Origin of the sequence: Luteibacter aegosomatis, from assembly GCF_023078455.1 — a bacterium.
GTDB lineage: Bacteria > Pseudomonadota > Gammaproteobacteria > Xanthomonadales > Rhodanobacteraceae > Luteibacter > Luteibacter aegosomatis.
In genome coordinates, this window is sequence record NZ_CP095740.1 from 3,188,794 (window position 1) to 3,204,109 (window position 15,316).

The 15,316-nt window shown below is 66.9% G+C and carries 15 protein-coding genes; 6 read left to right on the plus strand and 9 right to left on the minus strand.

Annotated elements, in window-relative coordinates; translation table 11 throughout:
* Positions 1–15: 15 nt before the first annotated feature.
* Complete coding sequence (locus tag L2Y94_RS14255; protein WP_247367697.1) at positions 16–2,634, minus strand: hybrid sensor histidine kinase/response regulator; 2,619 nt, start codon at positions 2,632–2,634, stop codon at positions 16–18.
* A 220-nt stretch (positions 2,635–2,854) separates the two neighbouring features.
* Between L2Y94_RS14255 and L2Y94_RS14260 the strand changes: the two genes are divergently transcribed.
* Genes L2Y94_RS14260 through L2Y94_RS14270 form a run of 3 tightly spaced genes read left to right on the plus strand, consistent with a single transcriptional unit; the run spans position 2,855 to position 6,710 of the window.
* On the plus strand, positions 2,855–4,186 hold the full coding sequence (locus L2Y94_RS14260; RefSeq protein WP_247367700.1) for a dicarboxylate/amino acid:cation symporter: 1,332 nt from the start codon (positions 2,855–2,857) through the stop codon (positions 4,184–4,186).
* Positions 4,183–5,208: an alpha/beta hydrolase gene (locus tag L2Y94_RS14265; protein ID WP_247367703.1), complete on the plus strand. Its 1,026-nt coding sequence runs from the start codon at positions 4,183–4,185 to the stop codon at positions 5,206–5,208. The genes L2Y94_RS14260 and L2Y94_RS14265 overlap by 4 nt, the downstream gene beginning before the upstream one ends.
* A gap of 23 nt (positions 5,209–5,231) precedes the next feature.
* Positions 5,232–6,710 (plus strand): OprO/OprP family phosphate-selective porin, encoded by a 1,479-nt coding sequence (locus L2Y94_RS14270; RefSeq protein WP_247367713.1) that lies wholly within the window; start codon positions 5,232–5,234, stop codon positions 6,708–6,710.
* Positions 6,711–6,844: 134 nt separating this feature from the next.
* Here the strand turns inward: L2Y94_RS14270 and L2Y94_RS14275 are convergent, their stop codons facing one another.
* Positions 6,845–7,564 carry a class I SAM-dependent methyltransferase gene (locus tag L2Y94_RS14275; protein ID WP_247367716.1) on the minus strand — a complete coding sequence of 240 codons (720 nt, stop codon included), beginning with the start codon at positions 7,562–7,564 and terminating at the stop codon, positions 6,845–6,847.
* 113 nt (positions 7,565–7,677) lie between these two features.
* Here L2Y94_RS14275 and L2Y94_RS14280 point away from each other — a divergent pair, with 113 nt between their 5' ends.
* Positions 7,678–7,917, plus strand: a complete 240-nt coding sequence (locus tag L2Y94_RS14280; RefSeq protein ID WP_247367718.1) for a hypothetical protein — start codon at positions 7,678–7,680, stop codon at positions 7,915–7,917.
* Between the two features lie 37 nt (positions 7,918–7,954).
* On the opposite strand, the gene L2Y94_RS14285 is transcribed toward L2Y94_RS14280, so the two are convergent.
* The 6 genes from L2Y94_RS14285 to L2Y94_RS14310 are packed head-to-tail and all read right to left on the minus strand — an operon-like array spanning position 7,955 to position 13,090.
* Positions 7,955–8,659, minus strand: coding sequence for a hypothetical protein (locus L2Y94_RS14285; protein WP_247367721.1), 705 nt, complete (start codon positions 8,657–8,659; stop codon positions 7,955–7,957).
* Positions 8,659–9,936 carry a GTP-binding protein gene (locus tag L2Y94_RS14290; RefSeq protein WP_247367724.1) on the minus strand — a complete coding sequence of 426 codons (1,278 nt, stop codon included), beginning with the start codon at positions 9,934–9,936 and terminating at the stop codon, positions 8,659–8,661. Before L2Y94_RS14290 ends, L2Y94_RS14285 begins: the two co-directional genes overlap by 1 nt.
* 25 nt (positions 9,937–9,961) lie before the next feature.
* On the minus strand, positions 9,962–10,669 hold the full coding sequence (locus L2Y94_RS14295) for a DUF3299 domain-containing protein (RefSeq protein ID WP_247367726.1): 708 nt from the start codon (positions 10,667–10,669) through the stop codon (positions 9,962–9,964).
* Positions 10,666–11,922, minus strand: coding sequence for an ABC transporter permease (locus L2Y94_RS14300; protein ID WP_247367728.1), 1,257 nt, complete (start codon positions 11,920–11,922; stop codon positions 10,666–10,668). Before L2Y94_RS14300 ends, L2Y94_RS14295 begins: the two co-directional genes overlap by 4 nt.
* Entirely contained in the window at positions 11,919–12,647 is a 729-nt protein-coding gene (locus tag L2Y94_RS14305; protein WP_247367730.1) for an ABC transporter ATP-binding protein, read from the minus strand. Before L2Y94_RS14305 ends, L2Y94_RS14300 begins: the two co-directional genes overlap by 4 nt.
* Complete coding sequence (locus L2Y94_RS14310) at positions 12,644–13,090, minus strand: ZrgA family zinc uptake protein (RefSeq protein WP_247367732.1); 447 nt, start codon at positions 13,088–13,090, stop codon at positions 12,644–12,646. Before L2Y94_RS14310 ends, L2Y94_RS14305 begins: the two co-directional genes overlap by 4 nt.
* Before the next feature lie 382 nt (positions 13,091–13,472).
* Between L2Y94_RS14310 and L2Y94_RS14315 the strand changes: the two genes are divergently transcribed.
* Positions 13,473–13,553 (plus strand): tryptorubin family RiPP precursor, encoded by an 81-nt coding sequence (locus tag L2Y94_RS14315; RefSeq protein ID WP_247375261.1) that lies wholly within the window; start codon positions 13,473–13,475, stop codon positions 13,551–13,553.
* Between the two features lie 103 nt (positions 13,554–13,656).
* Positions 13,657–14,700: a cytochrome P450 gene (locus L2Y94_RS14320; protein WP_247367734.1), complete on the plus strand. Its 1,044-nt coding sequence runs from the start codon at positions 13,657–13,659 to the stop codon at positions 14,698–14,700.
* A gap of 10 nt (positions 14,701–14,710) precedes the next feature.
* Here L2Y94_RS14320 and L2Y94_RS14325 read toward each other — a convergent pair whose 3' ends face one another.
* Complete coding sequence (locus L2Y94_RS14325) at positions 14,711–15,178, minus strand: PA2171 family ribosome-binding persister protein (RefSeq protein WP_247367735.1); 468 nt, start codon at positions 15,176–15,178, stop codon at positions 14,711–14,713.
* Positions 15,179–15,316: the final 138 nt, after the last annotated feature.

Consider the following 15,316-nt stretch of genomic DNA (forward strand, 5'->3'; position numbering starts at 1 on the left):
AAGCGAACGGCACCGTCAGCCCGAAACCATCAGCAAGCGCGTCAACACCGCCCGCAGCCGCGCCGGCGCCAGCGGCTTGGTGAGATAACGCAGGCCCTCTTCCCCCGCCCGCCGAACCTCTTCCTGCGAAGGCGACACGGCCATCAGCACCGTCGGCGGCGAAACGCCCCAACGCGCATTCAACGCCGCCCGCAAGCCCTCACGCAACGGCTGTTCCAGCAACAGCACGTCCGGCGGATCGTCGAGCTCCGCATGCCGCATCGCCGCCTCCGCGTCGCCCACGGCCGCCACATCGCAGCCCCATGACGCCAGCAAGGCGGCCACCTCGGCGCGCGTGGCGCCGTCGGAATCCACCAGCATCACGCGCCGCCCCGACAGCGGCGATTCGTCGTCGGCCGCGCGTTCGTCGAACGTCTCCACCCCGGGCGCGGCCACCACCGGTACCGCGATGGAGAAGACGCTCCCCCGCCCTGGCCACGAGCGCACCGTCACGGGCGCACCGAGCAGCCGCGCGATGCGCTCGACGATGGATAGACCCAATCCCGCGCTGCGTCGATCGCGATCCACACCGCTATCCAGACGGAGAAATTCATCGAAGATCGCACGCGTCTTCGCTTCGGGAATGCCCAGGCCCGTATCCCACACCTCGACGCGCGCCAGATCGCCGTCGCGACGCACGCCCACCAGCACGCGTCCACGCAGCGTGTAGTGGATCGCGTTGGACAGGAAATTCTGCACCACGCGCCGCAGCAACAGGGCATCGCTGCGCACGTGGATTCGTGTATCCACCCAGTGCAGGTCCAATCCCCTTGCTCCCGCCAACACACCGAACTGGCGCGCCAGGTCGCCCAGCATCGGGCCCAGCGCGACGACGCCGAAACGCGGCTCCACCGCCCCGCCTTCCAGGCGCGACACGTCGAGCAGGCTCGCCAGCATCTCGTCCTGTGTTTCCAACGCGCTGCGCACGCGCTCGATCAGTTGCCGTCCTTCCTCGTCCTGCCGCTCGGCCAGCGCGCCGACGAACATGCGCGCGGCGTTGAGCGGTTGCAGCAGATCATGCACCGCGGCGGCGATGAAGCGCGTCTTCGACCGGCTCACCCGCTCGGCGTCCGCCTTGGCCTCGTTGAGGTCGCGCGTGCGCTCCTCGACGCGATGCTCCAGCGTCGTCGCCAGCGTGCGCAGTTCGCGCGCGGCGGCCTTGTACGCCGTGATGTCCGCATAGCTGGTGACGAAGCCACCTCCGGGCAGCGGATTGCCGCGGATCTCCAGCGTGGTGCCGTCCGGACGCTCGCGCTCGTACATGTGGGGACTGCCCTGCCTCAGGTAGGCCAGCCGTCGCTCGATGGCCTCTTCGACGTTGCCCGGACCGAGCAGGCCGCGCCGCGCGTTGAAGCGGAAAATATCCTCGATGGGCCGACCGACGCGCATGTACTCGTCGGGAAAACCGAAGATCTGCTGGTATCGCGCATTCCACGCCACCAGGCGCAAGTCGGCGTCCACCACGCTCACGCCCTGGGGCAGGTGTTCGAGATTGCCGTGGCCGCCCTGGGCGGCTTCGTGCGCGGCGGCCACGATGCTGTCCTGCGCCGAGCGCAAGGCCGCCGCGTGGTGCGCCACCATCCGTTCCAGTTCCTCGCGGCTGCGCTGGCGCAGGCGGGCCAGGCGCACCCGCTGCTGCACGACCAGGCCCACGAGGATCAACGGCAGCCATCCCGCGAGCACCACCAGCGCCGCGTTGCGTCCGGCGGTGAGCGCGGGCCGCGCATCGGCCAGCAGGTGCAGCGTCCATGCCTGTTGCGGCATCGCCAGCGAACGCCAGACCACCTCGTGCTCCAGCGGCGGCGACGTGACGCGCACGCGAGTCGCGCCGTCGCCCGCATCGCCCAGCGACGCACGGGCGATCGGGGGCAGACGCCGGTCGCCGTACTGGCGCGTGGCATCGATCGCGGCGCTCTCGCGGGGATCCAGCGGGTGCAGGGTGCGATACATCCAGGTACCGTCACGGTTGTCGAGAAACACCACGCCGTGGTCGTCGGCCAGCAGCACGATGTCGTCGCCGTGCGCCCAGTCGCGTGGAAGGGCCTCCAGCGTGATCTTCAGCACGATCGCGCCCACGTGCCGCCCGGCATCGTCGTCGATGGCCTGCGCGATGAAGTAGCCCGCCACGTTGGTCGACACGCCCAGCGCGTAGAACGTGGCGTGACCGTCGCGCATGGCGTCGCGGAAATACGGACGAAATCCGTAATCCAGTCCCACGTTGCTTTCCGGCGTATTCCAGTTGTTCGCGGCGATGGCGTGCCCGTGCCGGTCGAGCAGGGTCAACGTCGACGAGTGCACCGCGCCGTTGGCGCGTTGCAGACGCGCGTTCAACGCCGCGGCATCGATCGCCTCCGGCGGCCCCGCGAGGATGGCCCGCAACTCGGGATCGAGCGCCAGTACCGTGGGCAGCACGCGAAACCGGTCGATCAGGCGCTGCACCGCCAGCGCATGCAGGGTAAGCCGGTCGGCCGACTGCGCCGCGATACCCTCCAGCCCCTTACGCCACGCCAGCCATCCGCCGAGCATGGCGCTCCCGGCCATGGCGGACAGCAACAGGACGAGCCAGAACACGTGTAGCGGCCGGATGTTTCGCATCCACGAATACTCTCACACCACCTGCCCGAGGCTCCTCCCTACCGAGGGGGGGAAGCCGATCGCATCGGCGAACAGCGCCTGCCACGAAGATCGGTGCGTCCTCGCGCGAGACCGAAAGCGAGCCACCGGCCTGGCCCCTAGCCAGAATGTGTTATGGGTCATCCGCCCCCGACGCGTTACAAAGGCCGGCGCCCACCCCGGGCGATGCCGTCGGCCGATCATGCTCGCTTCCTCTTCCAACGCAGCCACCCCGCAGCCTTTCTACCGCCAGACCTACGTGCAGGTACTCGTGGCCATCCTGCTCGGCGCCGTGCTCGGCCACTTCTGGCCTACCTGGGGCGAGGCGCTGAAGCCGCTGGGCGACGCGTTCATCAAGCTGGTGAAGATGGTGATCGCCCCGGTGATCTTCCTCACCGTGGTCACCGGCATCGCCGGCATGCCGCACCTGAACGCGGTGGGGCGCGTGGTGCTGAAGGCCATGGTGTATTTCCTGGTGTTCTCCACGCTCGCGCTGGTGGTCGGCCTCGTGGTGGCGAACGTCGTGCAGCCGGGCGCGGGGCTGAACATCGATCCGACCACCCTGTCGACGAAGGAAATCGCCACGTACGCCTCGAAAGCGCACGACATCTCCCTTACCGGCTTCCTGCTCGACATCATTCCCGACACCGTCGTGGGTGCCTTCACCTCGGGCAACATCCTCCAGGTGCTGCTCTTCGCCGTGCTCTTCGGCATCTCGCTCACGCTGGCCGGCGAGCGCGCCCGGCCCGTGGTGGCGTTCTTCGAGGCGATGACCGAGCCCGTGTTCAAGCTCGTGCACCTGCTGATGAAGGCCGCGCCCATCGGCGCGTTCGGTGCCATCGCGTTCACCATCGGCCGCTACGGCATCGGTTCGCTGTCGAACCTGCTCATGCTGGTGGCGACCTTCTACGGCACCTCGCTGCTCTTCGTGCTGGTGGTGCTCGGCGCCGTGTCGCGCCTCACCGGCTTCTCCATCCTCAAGCTCATCCGCTACCTCAAGGCCGAACTGCTGCTCGTGCTGGGCACGTCGTCGTCGGAAGCCGCCCTGCCCTCGCTGATGCAGAAGATGGAACAGGCCGGCTGCGACAAGTCCGTGGTGGGGCTCGTGGTACCCACCGGCTATTCGTTCAACCTCGACGGCACCAACATCTACATGACGCTGGCCGCGCTGTTCATCGCGCAGGCGACCAACACGCACCTGTCGCTCGGCGAACAGATCGCGCTGCTGCTGGTGGCGATGGTCAGTTCCAAGGGCGCCGCGGGCGTCACCGGCGCGGGCTTCGTGACCCTCGCCGCCACGTTGTCGGTGGTGCCCTCATTGCCCGTCGCGGGCATGGCGCTGATCCTCGGCGTGGACCGTTTCATGAGCGAGTGCCGCTCGCTCACCAACTTCATCGGCAACGCGGTGGCCTGCGTCGTCGTGGCGCGCTGGGAAGGCGCGCTCGACCGCCAGGCCCTCGACGATGCCCTCGACCACCGCGCCGCCGGTCGCGACGCGCGTCCGCTCACCGTAAACCAGGGGAATACACCATGAGACTCTTCCGTACCGCGATCCTCGTCGCGACGGTCGCCCTCGCCTGCACCGGGCAAGCCATCGCCCAGTCCGCGCCCGACGCGGGCAAGCCGCTGTCCATCGACCTGTGGCCGGGCACGCCGCCCGGCGGCGGCGGTCCGAGCGGTCCGGAACGCATCGGTCGCACGGGCACCGGCGTGGGCGCGGTGTCCAACGTCAGCCGCCCGCGCATCGAGGTATACAAGCCGGCTCGCCCGAACGGCGCTGCGGTGATCCTCGTCGGGGGCGGCGGTTACTTCCGCATCGGCATCGGTCACGAGGTGATGCCCACGGCCAGGTGGCTCGCCGCGCTCGGCGTCACGCCCGTGGTGCTCTACTACCGCCTGCCTGCCGACCGCTGGCCGGCCGTGGCACCGTTCCAGGACGCCCAACGCGCGATCCGCATCGTGCGCGCCCGCGCGCAGGAGCTGGGCATCGATCCGAAGCGCATCGGCGTGCTCGGCTTCTCGGCCGGCGGCAACCTCGCAGGTATCGCCGAAACGCGCTCGACGAACGCGTTTTATCCGCGCGTGGACACGACCGACGACGTCTCCGCCCGTCCGGACTTCGCCGGCCTGATCTATCCCGTGGTGTCGTTGCAGCCGCCGTTCAATACGACGCGCTCCAGCCGCGAGCTGGCCACCCAGAAGGACTCGGTGCAAGCCTACTCCGTGGAACTGCATGTGTCCCACGACACGCCGCCGACCTTTCTCGCCCAGGCCGCCGACGATCCCATCGCCGATATCGGCAACAGCCTGGTGATGTTCGACGCGCTGAAGAAGAACGGCGTGGACGTGGAGATGCACGTCTTCGACAAGGGCGGCCATGGCTGGGGCCTCGGTGATCCGGGTACGGCAGTGGCCTCCTGGCCGCGCCTGTTCGCCGCCTGGGCCCGTCGCAACGGCTTCTTCTCGGCCGTGGACGATACGCCCTTCGCGCGCATGCCGAGCAAGGCCGCCACGCCCACAAGCACTGACGACGACAACGCGCTCGACGACAACTGAACGCGATCGAAGGGGAATCCAACATGCGCAACACACCACGCCTCTACGTGGCGATCGCCGCCGTGCTTCTCGCCGGTCCCACGTTCGCCGCCGACACCGTCAGCAACGCGGAACTGCTCAAGCTCATCAAGGCCCAGGCCGCCGAGATCAGCGACCTGAAGAAACGCCTCGCCGCCGTCGAACACGAGCGGCAACCCACCGCTACCGCGCCGTCCGTCGCCTCGGTCACGCCAGCCACGCCACCCCCGAACCACGATGCGCAGGTGGAAGCCGCCATCGCCGACACGCGCGAAAGCGAACTGGCCGTGGCCCTCGCCCGTGGCACAGGCGGCGGTGGATCGAGCAGCAACAGCGTGCGCTGGGGGCGCGGCGGTGAAGCCGGGCCCACCTTCCGCAGCGACGACGGCTATTTCAGCTTCAAGCCCAACGGCCGCCTGCTCATCGACTTCACCCGCACCGGGGGATCGAGCTACGACACGCGCAACATCAGCGGTGCGCAGATCACCAGCGCGCGATTGGGCGGCGAAGGTACCATCGGCGCCCTGGGTTACCACGTCGAAGCCGACTTCGCGGACAACGAAGTCGCCCTGCGCCAGACCTACCTCACCTATGCCACGAAGCTGTTCGGCCATACGGCGAAGTTCTACCTGGGCAACTTCCTGAAGGACCTCGGCACGGAAGGCTCATCCGAATCCGCCCGCGTGCCCTTCATGCTGCGCAACGCCGCCACGGCGGTGGGCCAGCCGGTGGTGAGCTACTTCGGCATGGGCGCGCAGATGCGCGTGTACGGCGACAACTGGCACTACAGCCTGTCGGTGAACGGCAACGCGCCGAACAGTTCCACGTCGGGCAAGAACACCGACTCCACCACCTACCTCACCCGTGCGCACTGGAACCCGATCAAGACCTCCGACGGCTTCCTGCACGTGGGCTCCTGGTATTACTACGAGAAGATCAGTGACGGCGTCACCAGCATCAACAACACCCCGGCCATCGCGCTCGACTACAACGACAACCTCGCGGTCTCGGCCAGCTCCATCGCCAATCCCACGCAGGATCGCGGCAAGGGTTTCGAGCTGGGGGGCGTGTTCCGTAACTTCTGGATGATGAACGAGTACGGCAAGCGCACCATCGATTCGAGCACGGCCGATTCGGTGAGCCGCCATGGTTCGTCGTTCGCCGCGGGCTGGATGATCACCGGCGAGGCGCCGGGATTCTCGTCGCGCTCGGGCAGCTGGAAAGCGGTGAAGGTGAACCATCCGGTCACCTCCGGCGGCTGGGGCGCCTTCGAGTTGGCGGGCCGTGTCGACCATTACGACTACGCCGACGCCCCGCGCGGCGGCAAGGGCAAGAGTTACACCCTCGGCCTCAACTGGTACCTCAATGACTGGTCACGCCTGATGCTCAACTACATCCACTGGGACACCGACAACAAGGTGGGCAGCTTCCAGGGACCGGACACGGGCAACTCCATCGGCATGCGGGCGCAGGTGGTGTTCTGAGCAACCGCATGAACGTTGCGCGAACACCCAGCACACGGCGTTAGGCACAGGGCTGCGCGGGTACGACGAGCCTTCGTCGTACCCGCGCGGCACGGCGTCCACGACGAACGGCCCGATGCTCGCGACGAGCGACTTCAAACCACCGGCAGGCGCTTGGGTTCCGATACCGAAAACAACGCCACGCAACCCACTACCTCGATGGTCACCTTTCCGAAGCGTACGTCGAGTTCACGACGCAGGTCGTCCAGGCGGTCTCCGGCATTACCGAAGATCCCCTTCCGGTTGTAGAACGCCATCAGCTTCGTCGCCATGCCCGAACGGACCACGCCCTCGGCCAGGATCGTCGCGCCGAACATCGTGCCGCCCGGCGCCAACAGCGATACCAGGTGATCGAACACGATGGCCTTCTCCGCGATGTCGCCGGGCAGGCAATGGAGCAAGTAGACCAGGCTGATGGACGCGTACGTGCGATCGACGCCCCGGATAGGCTGGAGCACGTCGGCCACGTGGCTAACGGGGGAGTAACGTTCCACGCGCTTCGCCGCGCTCCGCAACGCGTTGCGGTTCAGGTCCATCAGGCCCAGGCGTACGCCGGCCGGGAACCGGCACCGATCCAGATACCAACCCGTACCCACGCCCACGTCGAGGTGATGGTCGCTGACGTGACGGTCGTACAGGGCCAGGATTCGCGGCGTGGGACAACGCCATATCGCCGGATTGGAAATCCGCAGCACGAGGGTGTCGTAGATGGCCAGCGTCGCCGGCGAATACACCGACTGGCTGTCATGGTCCTTGGTCTCCTGCAAACTCATGGCATCGATCTCGGCCTGGGACGGGGTCGGCCAGCATGGCATGGCCTCGATGCGCCGGTCATGAACGCTTCTAGCGCGACGACCCTGCCGCTAAAGATTCGCCGCCGTCGGCCGATCCCTGCATCAAGTGCATCAAGCGTTTCGATACCGAGCCCATGCCCGTCCAGACTGCCCGCCACGCCAACCTGCGAACCCTCCTTACCCAATTGGAGGCCGAAGGCGTCGCCGGATATGCCGAGCAGGCCGCCTACCTGGGCAACATCACCGAGGGCCGCCTGGCCTCCATGGACCACGGCGGCGATATCGACGTGATGTTCGCCCAGCATGTCGAATGGGTGTTCCACCGCCGCAAGGGCTGGATGGACGAACTGCATTCCGATCCCCTGGAGGCCTGAACGCCCCAGGCATGCAGGGGATGGGCGCTTCGGCGGCTCACCGGCACGTCGGCGGAAGCCCATCGACCATGCTCCGGATCGCCACCGCCGCATGCGCGGCTTCGACGCCCTCCGTGTTGCAGAGCGCCCTGATCCGGCTTCTCGCATCTGCCCGCACTCCCGAGCACTGCCATTCGCGCAGCGCATCCAACGGCAAGGTGGCGTAGGCCACGCGGCTGCACTCGTCGACGGCGCGCGCATGGAGGGAGGCCTTCGCCAATTCGTCGGGAACGACATCCATGTCCGGGTCGAAATAGCTGTCCGGAAATGCCGCCATATATCTTGCCGGATCGAGTTCGCGAACGTACGGGCCCACATGCAAAGCGAAGGGTGCACCGCACGGGGCGTTCCTTACCGCCTCCCTGACGAGATCGGCCGTGGCCTTCCGCGTCGTGTCGGCGATCGCCTTGAGCACCGGGAGACCCGCGACCACCGCCATCCTCGGCAGATCGTGCGCCTGCGACGACGCGCAACGGGCCTGCAACGCCGCCACGATGAGGAAGATCACGTCGTCGGCCACGTCGCCGTCCACCTGCATCCGACGTCCCACCGTCTGCGCCTCGGCACCGGCCAGCACCACCGCGGCGGACCCGACCGACGGCGACGGCCTCGTCACCGGTTCGCCATGCGACCGTCGATGCGCGACGCCGACGGCCAGCGCGACGAAAACGCCCACCGCACATAACCAGGCCACGGTTTTCATCACGCCGCGGAAGACCACCCGGGAAACGTATCGGGCAACCGCTGCCAGGCAACGGGACCTTGCGCCATCTCGGCCTCGGTGAGGAGGCACGCGTCCAGCGCGCGGCGCACCTGCGCCTCCGGCAGGTCGACGCCGATCATCACCAATTCCTGGCGGCGGTCGCCATAGCGTGGATGCCATACCTCGGCCAGAGCCCGCCGTTGCTCGATGCTCGGCAGCTCTACCGCCGTGGGAGGCCGGACATGGAGATCGCCGTTCGCGAAGGGCCGGCCGAGGCCTTTACGCACACGTTTGCGACTGGCCCACCAATGTCCCGCCGCGGCTGTTTCCGTCGCACCGCCCGCGACGGCGAGGCTGCCTACCCAATCCATCCGGCTGGCGAGCCAGAAGTAGCCTTTGGCGCGCAGCACACCCGGGATGCCACGCGCCAACAGCGAATGGAACCGAACGGGATGGAGCGGCCTGCCGCTGCGATAGACGAAACTCGTAATGCCGTATTCCTCGGTTTCCGGCGTGTGCTGGCCCATCAACTCCTTGACCCAACCCGGAGCGGTCTGCGCCCTCTCGTAGTCGAACAGGCCGGTGTCGAGCACCGCGGAAAGATCGACATCGCCGAAGGTCGCATCGACCAGGCGCGCGTCCCGGTTGAGGGCGCGCAGCACCCGATGCAGCTCGTGGCGCCGGCCTTCATCCAGCCGGTCGCACTTGTTGACGACGATGACGTCGGCGAACTCGACCTGTTCGGTCAACAGGTTCACCAGCGACCGGCCGTCGCCGTCACCGTTGCTTTCGCCGCGTGCCGCCAGCGAATCGGCCGAACAGTAGTCGGCGAGGAAGCCGACGCCGTCGACCACGGTCACCATGGTGTCCAGGCGGGCCACGTCGGATAGCGAGAAACCGGCCTCGTCGCGCACGTGGAACGTCGCGGCAACCGGCATGGGCTCGGAAATGCCCGTCGATTCGATGAGGAGGTAATCGAAGCGTTCTTCGGCGGCCAGCCGCGTGACTTCCTGCATGAGATCGTCGCGAAGCGTGCAGCAGATGCAGCCGTTGGAGAACTCGACGAGCTTCTCGTCGGTTCGGCTCAAGGCCGCGCCGCCGTCGCGAACGAGTGCGGCGTCGATATTGATTTCGCTCATGTCGTTGACGATGACCGCCACGCGCAGCCCCTGCCGATTACGCAGCACGTGGTTGAGCAAGGTGGTCTTGCCCGCGCCGAGGAATCCGGAAAGGACGGTGACGGGCAACGGACGCCGACGAGCAGGAAGGGTTCGCATGGATGGCCTCGTGGTCTGGACGGCGTCATTCGAACGCCTCGCGGAGGCGTTTCGCATCGTCGTCGTGGTAGGGCTCGATGACCGCGTCGCTCATGGCGTAGGCGGACGAGGCCATCGCGTTTCGGGTCACCTCCGTGTGCAACACGCCCTTGAGGGTCAAGGGGTCGTAAAGGCTCGGGGTATCGACGCCGTGCGCCAGGCGCACGTGAACGAGCATGTTGGGCGGTGGCGGCGGCACATGGATGCATGCGCCGTAGAACGGCACGAAGAAGAATTCGACCGTCTTCCCGTCGTCGTCGGACTCCAGTGGCACGACGTAGCCCGACAGCTTCACTTTCCTGCCGTCCAACGCCGCCACCGTATGCAGGGTGCCGATCTGCTTCGTCCGCCGGTTGCCCACGTGCAGCACCGGCGGCGCGTCCCGGAGCAGCGCGATATCCTCGGGTGGCACCATGCGGCTCCAGTCGAGATCGGCGAAACCTTCCTCATCGGGCTCACCCAGTAGCGACACGCCGGGCGGCACGGCCGCTTTCGCGACGCCATGCGCCGCCGCATAGGCACGCGCGGCCGCGATGCCTTCGGCCCGTGCCTTCGCCAGCGCCGCACGTCCCGCATCCGCTTCGGCCTGCGCACGGGCCAATGCCGACGCCGGAGCGGATCGCGGTTCGCCATCGCCGCCCTGGCATCCGGCGAGAACGGCACATGCCAGCAGGAGCGGGAGTGCGCGTATCACAGGCGCACCTGCAAGCCGTCCGCGAGCGAGCGCCGATACGCCATCCATCCGGGTATGCACCCCGCCAGCACGCCGACGGCGAAGACCGCTCCCAGCAGCGGCCATTCGCCCGGCGCGGGGGCCTGGTCGACGACGAGGCCCGCGTTCACGAGGAGGTAATCGTGTGCGGCCGCCGTCACCAGCGCCAGCAGCAGCCATCCCGCGATCATGCCCGCCAACGTGAGTACCGTGCTTTCGATGACCAGCAGCGCGAAGATCGCGCGAGCGGACGCTCCCACCGAGCGCAACACCGCCATCTCGCGGCGCCGCTCGTTGAGCATGCCGACCAACGTGGCGAGCATTCCCGACATGCCGGCGAGAAGCACCATCGCGCTGACGACGCGCAACGCGTTTTCGGCGGCACCGACCAGGTGCCAGAGTTCGCCCAACGCCACGCCAGGCAGCACGGCGAGCAACGGTTCTTCCGGGTATTCGTCGATAGCCCGCTGCACCGCGAAGGCGGACAAGCGCGAGCGCAAGCCCACGAGCGCCGCGGTGATCGCCTTGGGCTCGAGATCCGCATGCCTGGCCTGCTCCGCCGTGGTGGCGGTACCCGGCAAAGGCACGCCGGAGCGCCAGTCGAGATGGATGGCTTCGATCGCCGGCAGGCTCACTAGGATCGAGGCATCGACCGGCGTACCCGTGGGCGCCAGCACGCCGCCGATCCGGAACGGCTTGTCGGCGTGCTGCGCCAGCAAGGCACCGCCCAGGCCATGCGAGAGCACGATGGTATCGCCCACCTCGTAGTGAAGCCGTCTCGCGACCTGCGAACCGATGACGGCGTCGTAGAGATCGTCGAACGGTTTTCCGTCGGCGAAGCTCAGCCGGTTCGCCCGGCCGTAACGGTAATGCCGGAAGAAGTCGGCGGTGGTGCCGGTCACGCGGAAGCCGCGGTGCGAGTCGCCCAGCGACAACGGCACCGTCCATGCCACCTCCGGCATGGCGGCGATGTCCTTGTAGCTCTTCCACGTGATGTTGTTGGTGGCCTCGCCCACATGGAACACCGCGTAGAGAAGCAGGCTTACCGGTCCGGTCCTCGCACCCACCAGCAGGTCCACGCCGGATACGCTGCCGGCGAAGCCCTGCCGCGCATCGGCGCGCACGCGCTCGACGCCGAGCAGCAGGAAAACGCTCAGGGCGATGGTCAGCAGGCTCAGCGCGACGCCCGCCTTGCGTTGGCTCAGGCTCCTGAGCGTCACATAGAGCAGGCTCATGATGCCGCGCCCGCCCGCACGTGCGCCGCAAAAGGCCACAGGGATACGGAACGGTCGAAGTGGCGCGCCAGCGACAGGTCGTGGCTCACGAAGACCACGCCCGTGCCGTGGCGACGGCATTCCTCGAGCAACAGGCGCAGAAAGGCATTGCGACTGGTCGAATCCAGCGCCGAGGTCGGCTCGTCGGCCAGCAGCAGCGCCGGACCGCCGATCATCGCGCGAGCCGCGGCGACGCGCTGTTGCTGACCCACGCTCAGCTCCCCGGTATGCGCATGCAAGATCGTCCGTGCATCCAGGCCCAGCGCAAGGAGCAGGCGTTTCGCCTCGCTACGCACCGAGGCACGGGTCGACCCGGCCCGTGCCGCCCTCTCCCGAGACCACGCGCAGCCGAGCAGGACGTTCTGCATCGGGTCGAGAAACGGCAGGAGATTGAACTGCTGGAACACGTAGCCGAGGTGGTTCGCGCGAAAGCCGTCGCGCGCGGCCGGTGTCGATGCCGCAAACGACGTGCCCAGCACGGACACGTCGCCTTCGGTCGGCGAGAGTACGCCCGCGAGCAATCCCAGCAAGGTGCTCTTTCCGCTGCCGCTGGGGCCGCACAGGAACAGTCGATCCCCCCGCCCCACGACGAGGTCGTCGAAGGCGAGCGCATTTTCGCTACCCCGCCATGCATAGCGCAGGCCACGCGTACGCAGCAGCGGCGCGTCTTCGCCGTAGGGAATCATGGCGAGAGATCGACATGGACGGCCGGGGCGTCGAGCGTCTGCCGCGTGCTACCCGACGCGGTGATGACGTCGACCACCATCTCGTGCACCGAGGGAAAGGCTTTCGGCAATCCGATGTCGATACCGTCGAGTTGGCCCATGTCATGGCATGTGAGCCAGCCCCGCGCCACGTAATCGGCGTGACCGTCCAACGCGCGAACCTCCGGATCGGGCGCCTCCACCGTTACCCGGTTCACGCGGCAACCGGCCGCTTTCGCCGGAATCAACCACGAGCCGCTCCTGAGCACGCCGATCGCCGCGGCGACGGCCTTGTTCTCCGCCATCGTTGCGGGAGCCCGCTCGAAACCCACGACATCGTGGCCGGGAAGAATCGCCTCCACCTCGACCTGGACGCCTTCCACCGAAACGTTCACGGTGGCCTGCCCGTGCACGTGGGGCCCCACATGCCGCTCCTGTGCACCAACCACGGTCGAGAGGGTCGCAAAAAGAAACGGGAACACCATGAAATGCCTGCGCACGGAGCGATGCCGTCAACATGTTATGTTATAACATACTATACATGGCACATCACCCGGTCCACCAGTCCCGTCGCCCGAACGCCGACAAGCGCGATGCCGCCTGCGAGCGGGGAAAAGGGCGTCGCTCTCGAACGGCGCGTATTCGGCAGGAGTTCCGGGCGGGGATGCTACGTGCGAAGCCAATCACACTTATCGAATCGTCCTACCGTGTCGGCGTCTTCGATACCTGACTAGTATGGAAAGCGAAACGTCATGCCATCCCGACGTTTCCGCCCCTCGTTCCCAACCCTCGGAGGAAGTGCCGATCATGAAGATGCTTTTTTCCCTGAAGAACAAGCTGTCCCCGAAGAAGAGCCTCAAGGCGTACGCGTGGTACCTCTGGTACTGAACAGGCACCTCGGCATGCCGTCGGTACGACGGTAACCGTGATCGATTCGGCCGCGCCGGGCCAAGCCCTGGCGCGGCTTTCATGTCTTCAGGGAACGCATTTCATGATCTCCACCGGCGGACAAGCCCGACAGACGGTATTCGCCCCCCGGCTCCAGGCGCTGCTGGATGAACATCGCGGCAAGGATCTTTTCCGGCTCGATGACGATACCGTGGGCGTCGCCGGCCCCGAGTTGATGCACCGCATCCTGTCCGCGCGCTACGCCACCGAAACCGAACGCCCTACCTTTAAGCCGCTGCACGGCCGGTCCATCCAGCGCGCCGACGCGATCCAATGGATGCAGGCCATCGGTCGCGACGTGCGCACGGCGCTGAAGAAGCCGATACCCGAAGATACCGATCTGTCCGGTGAATGGCCCCAGACGGGCCACAACTACCTGCGCGACCTGCTCCTGCGCAACGATCCCCAACGCCTGCGCATGCTGATGAGCCGCGTGCTCGAACTGACGCCCAAGCTGACGTGGGCCGTTATCGCCGTGGGCGCGTTGCGTCCGTTCCGCCTTGGGGAAGATGCCTCGGTGGTCGCCGGGATGCCCGCGAATACCCGTGGCTATCATGACCGACGCTATGCCATGGGCCTGTACCGTCGAACGGTGGCGCCGGTGTGCTTCACCATCTCCACGCTCGTCGCCAACGCGCTGTGGCTCGGCTCACCCTTCGACGAGGGCATGCCGAACAGCCATATCCTTTACGAGGCGATGCGCCTGTTGCCGCCGTCCTGGAACATCCTGCGCAACGCATCGCCCGAATACCCCGCCATCGATTCCCGCATCGGGCCCAAGGACGACATCCTGATCCTGCCGCTGCTCAGCCAGCGTGACCCGGCGATCTGGGACGCGCCCGACGCGTTCCGGCCGGAGCGATGGAACGACATCGATCCCGACGATCATCCGGCGTACCTGCCCTTCGGCCATCGCTCCGAACGTTGCTGGGGACGGCACATGGTGATGCCGCTGGCGGACATGCTCCTCGACGTCCTGCGCAAGGAAGGGATGGCGGTCAGCCCGTACCAGACGGCCGTCGACGTGCCGCTGGCCGGGCTGCTGGGCGTTTCGCAGATTCAGGTGTCCACGCGTCGCGCCCACTGAGAACGACCCATCAAGCAGCGGCCTTCAGCTGCTGCAGGAGTTCCTTTTTCCGCGCTTCCATACGCGCGCCGAGCTCCTCGAGCTGCGCCTTGTCGAGCAGCTTCCTCGCGTCCTTGAACATCTCGCCTTCTTCTTCCTCGATGTGATGCTCGATCAGTTCCTTGAGCACCTTGGCCCGTCCGGAGAACTGCTCGGTGGCGGGATCGGTCTTCATCAGGTCGGGCAGCACGAGGTCCTCGGCGGCGCGGTGCTCTTCCAGCGCCTCGAAGTACATCTTCTCTTCTTCCTTCTTCCCGGCGGATTTGAATGCCGGATAGAAGATCTCTTCCTCGATGGTCGTATGCGCCTTGAGGTTCATGTGGATCTGCTGCAGGAGTTCGGTGCGCTTCTTCACCGCGCGCGTGGTCGACTCCGCCAGTTCCCCGAGGAGGTTCTTGACGAGCTTGTGGTCTTCTTTAAGCAGTGCGATGGCATCCATGGACGTCTCCTGGCGTTGGCTGGGAGCCTGAAGCGTCCGGTCACGCCGGTGACGAGGATGTCGCGGCCGTGACACGTCGCCATACACACGGTGGCGTGAAGACCACCTCGGCAATCGCCAACCTGCCCTTCAACTTCG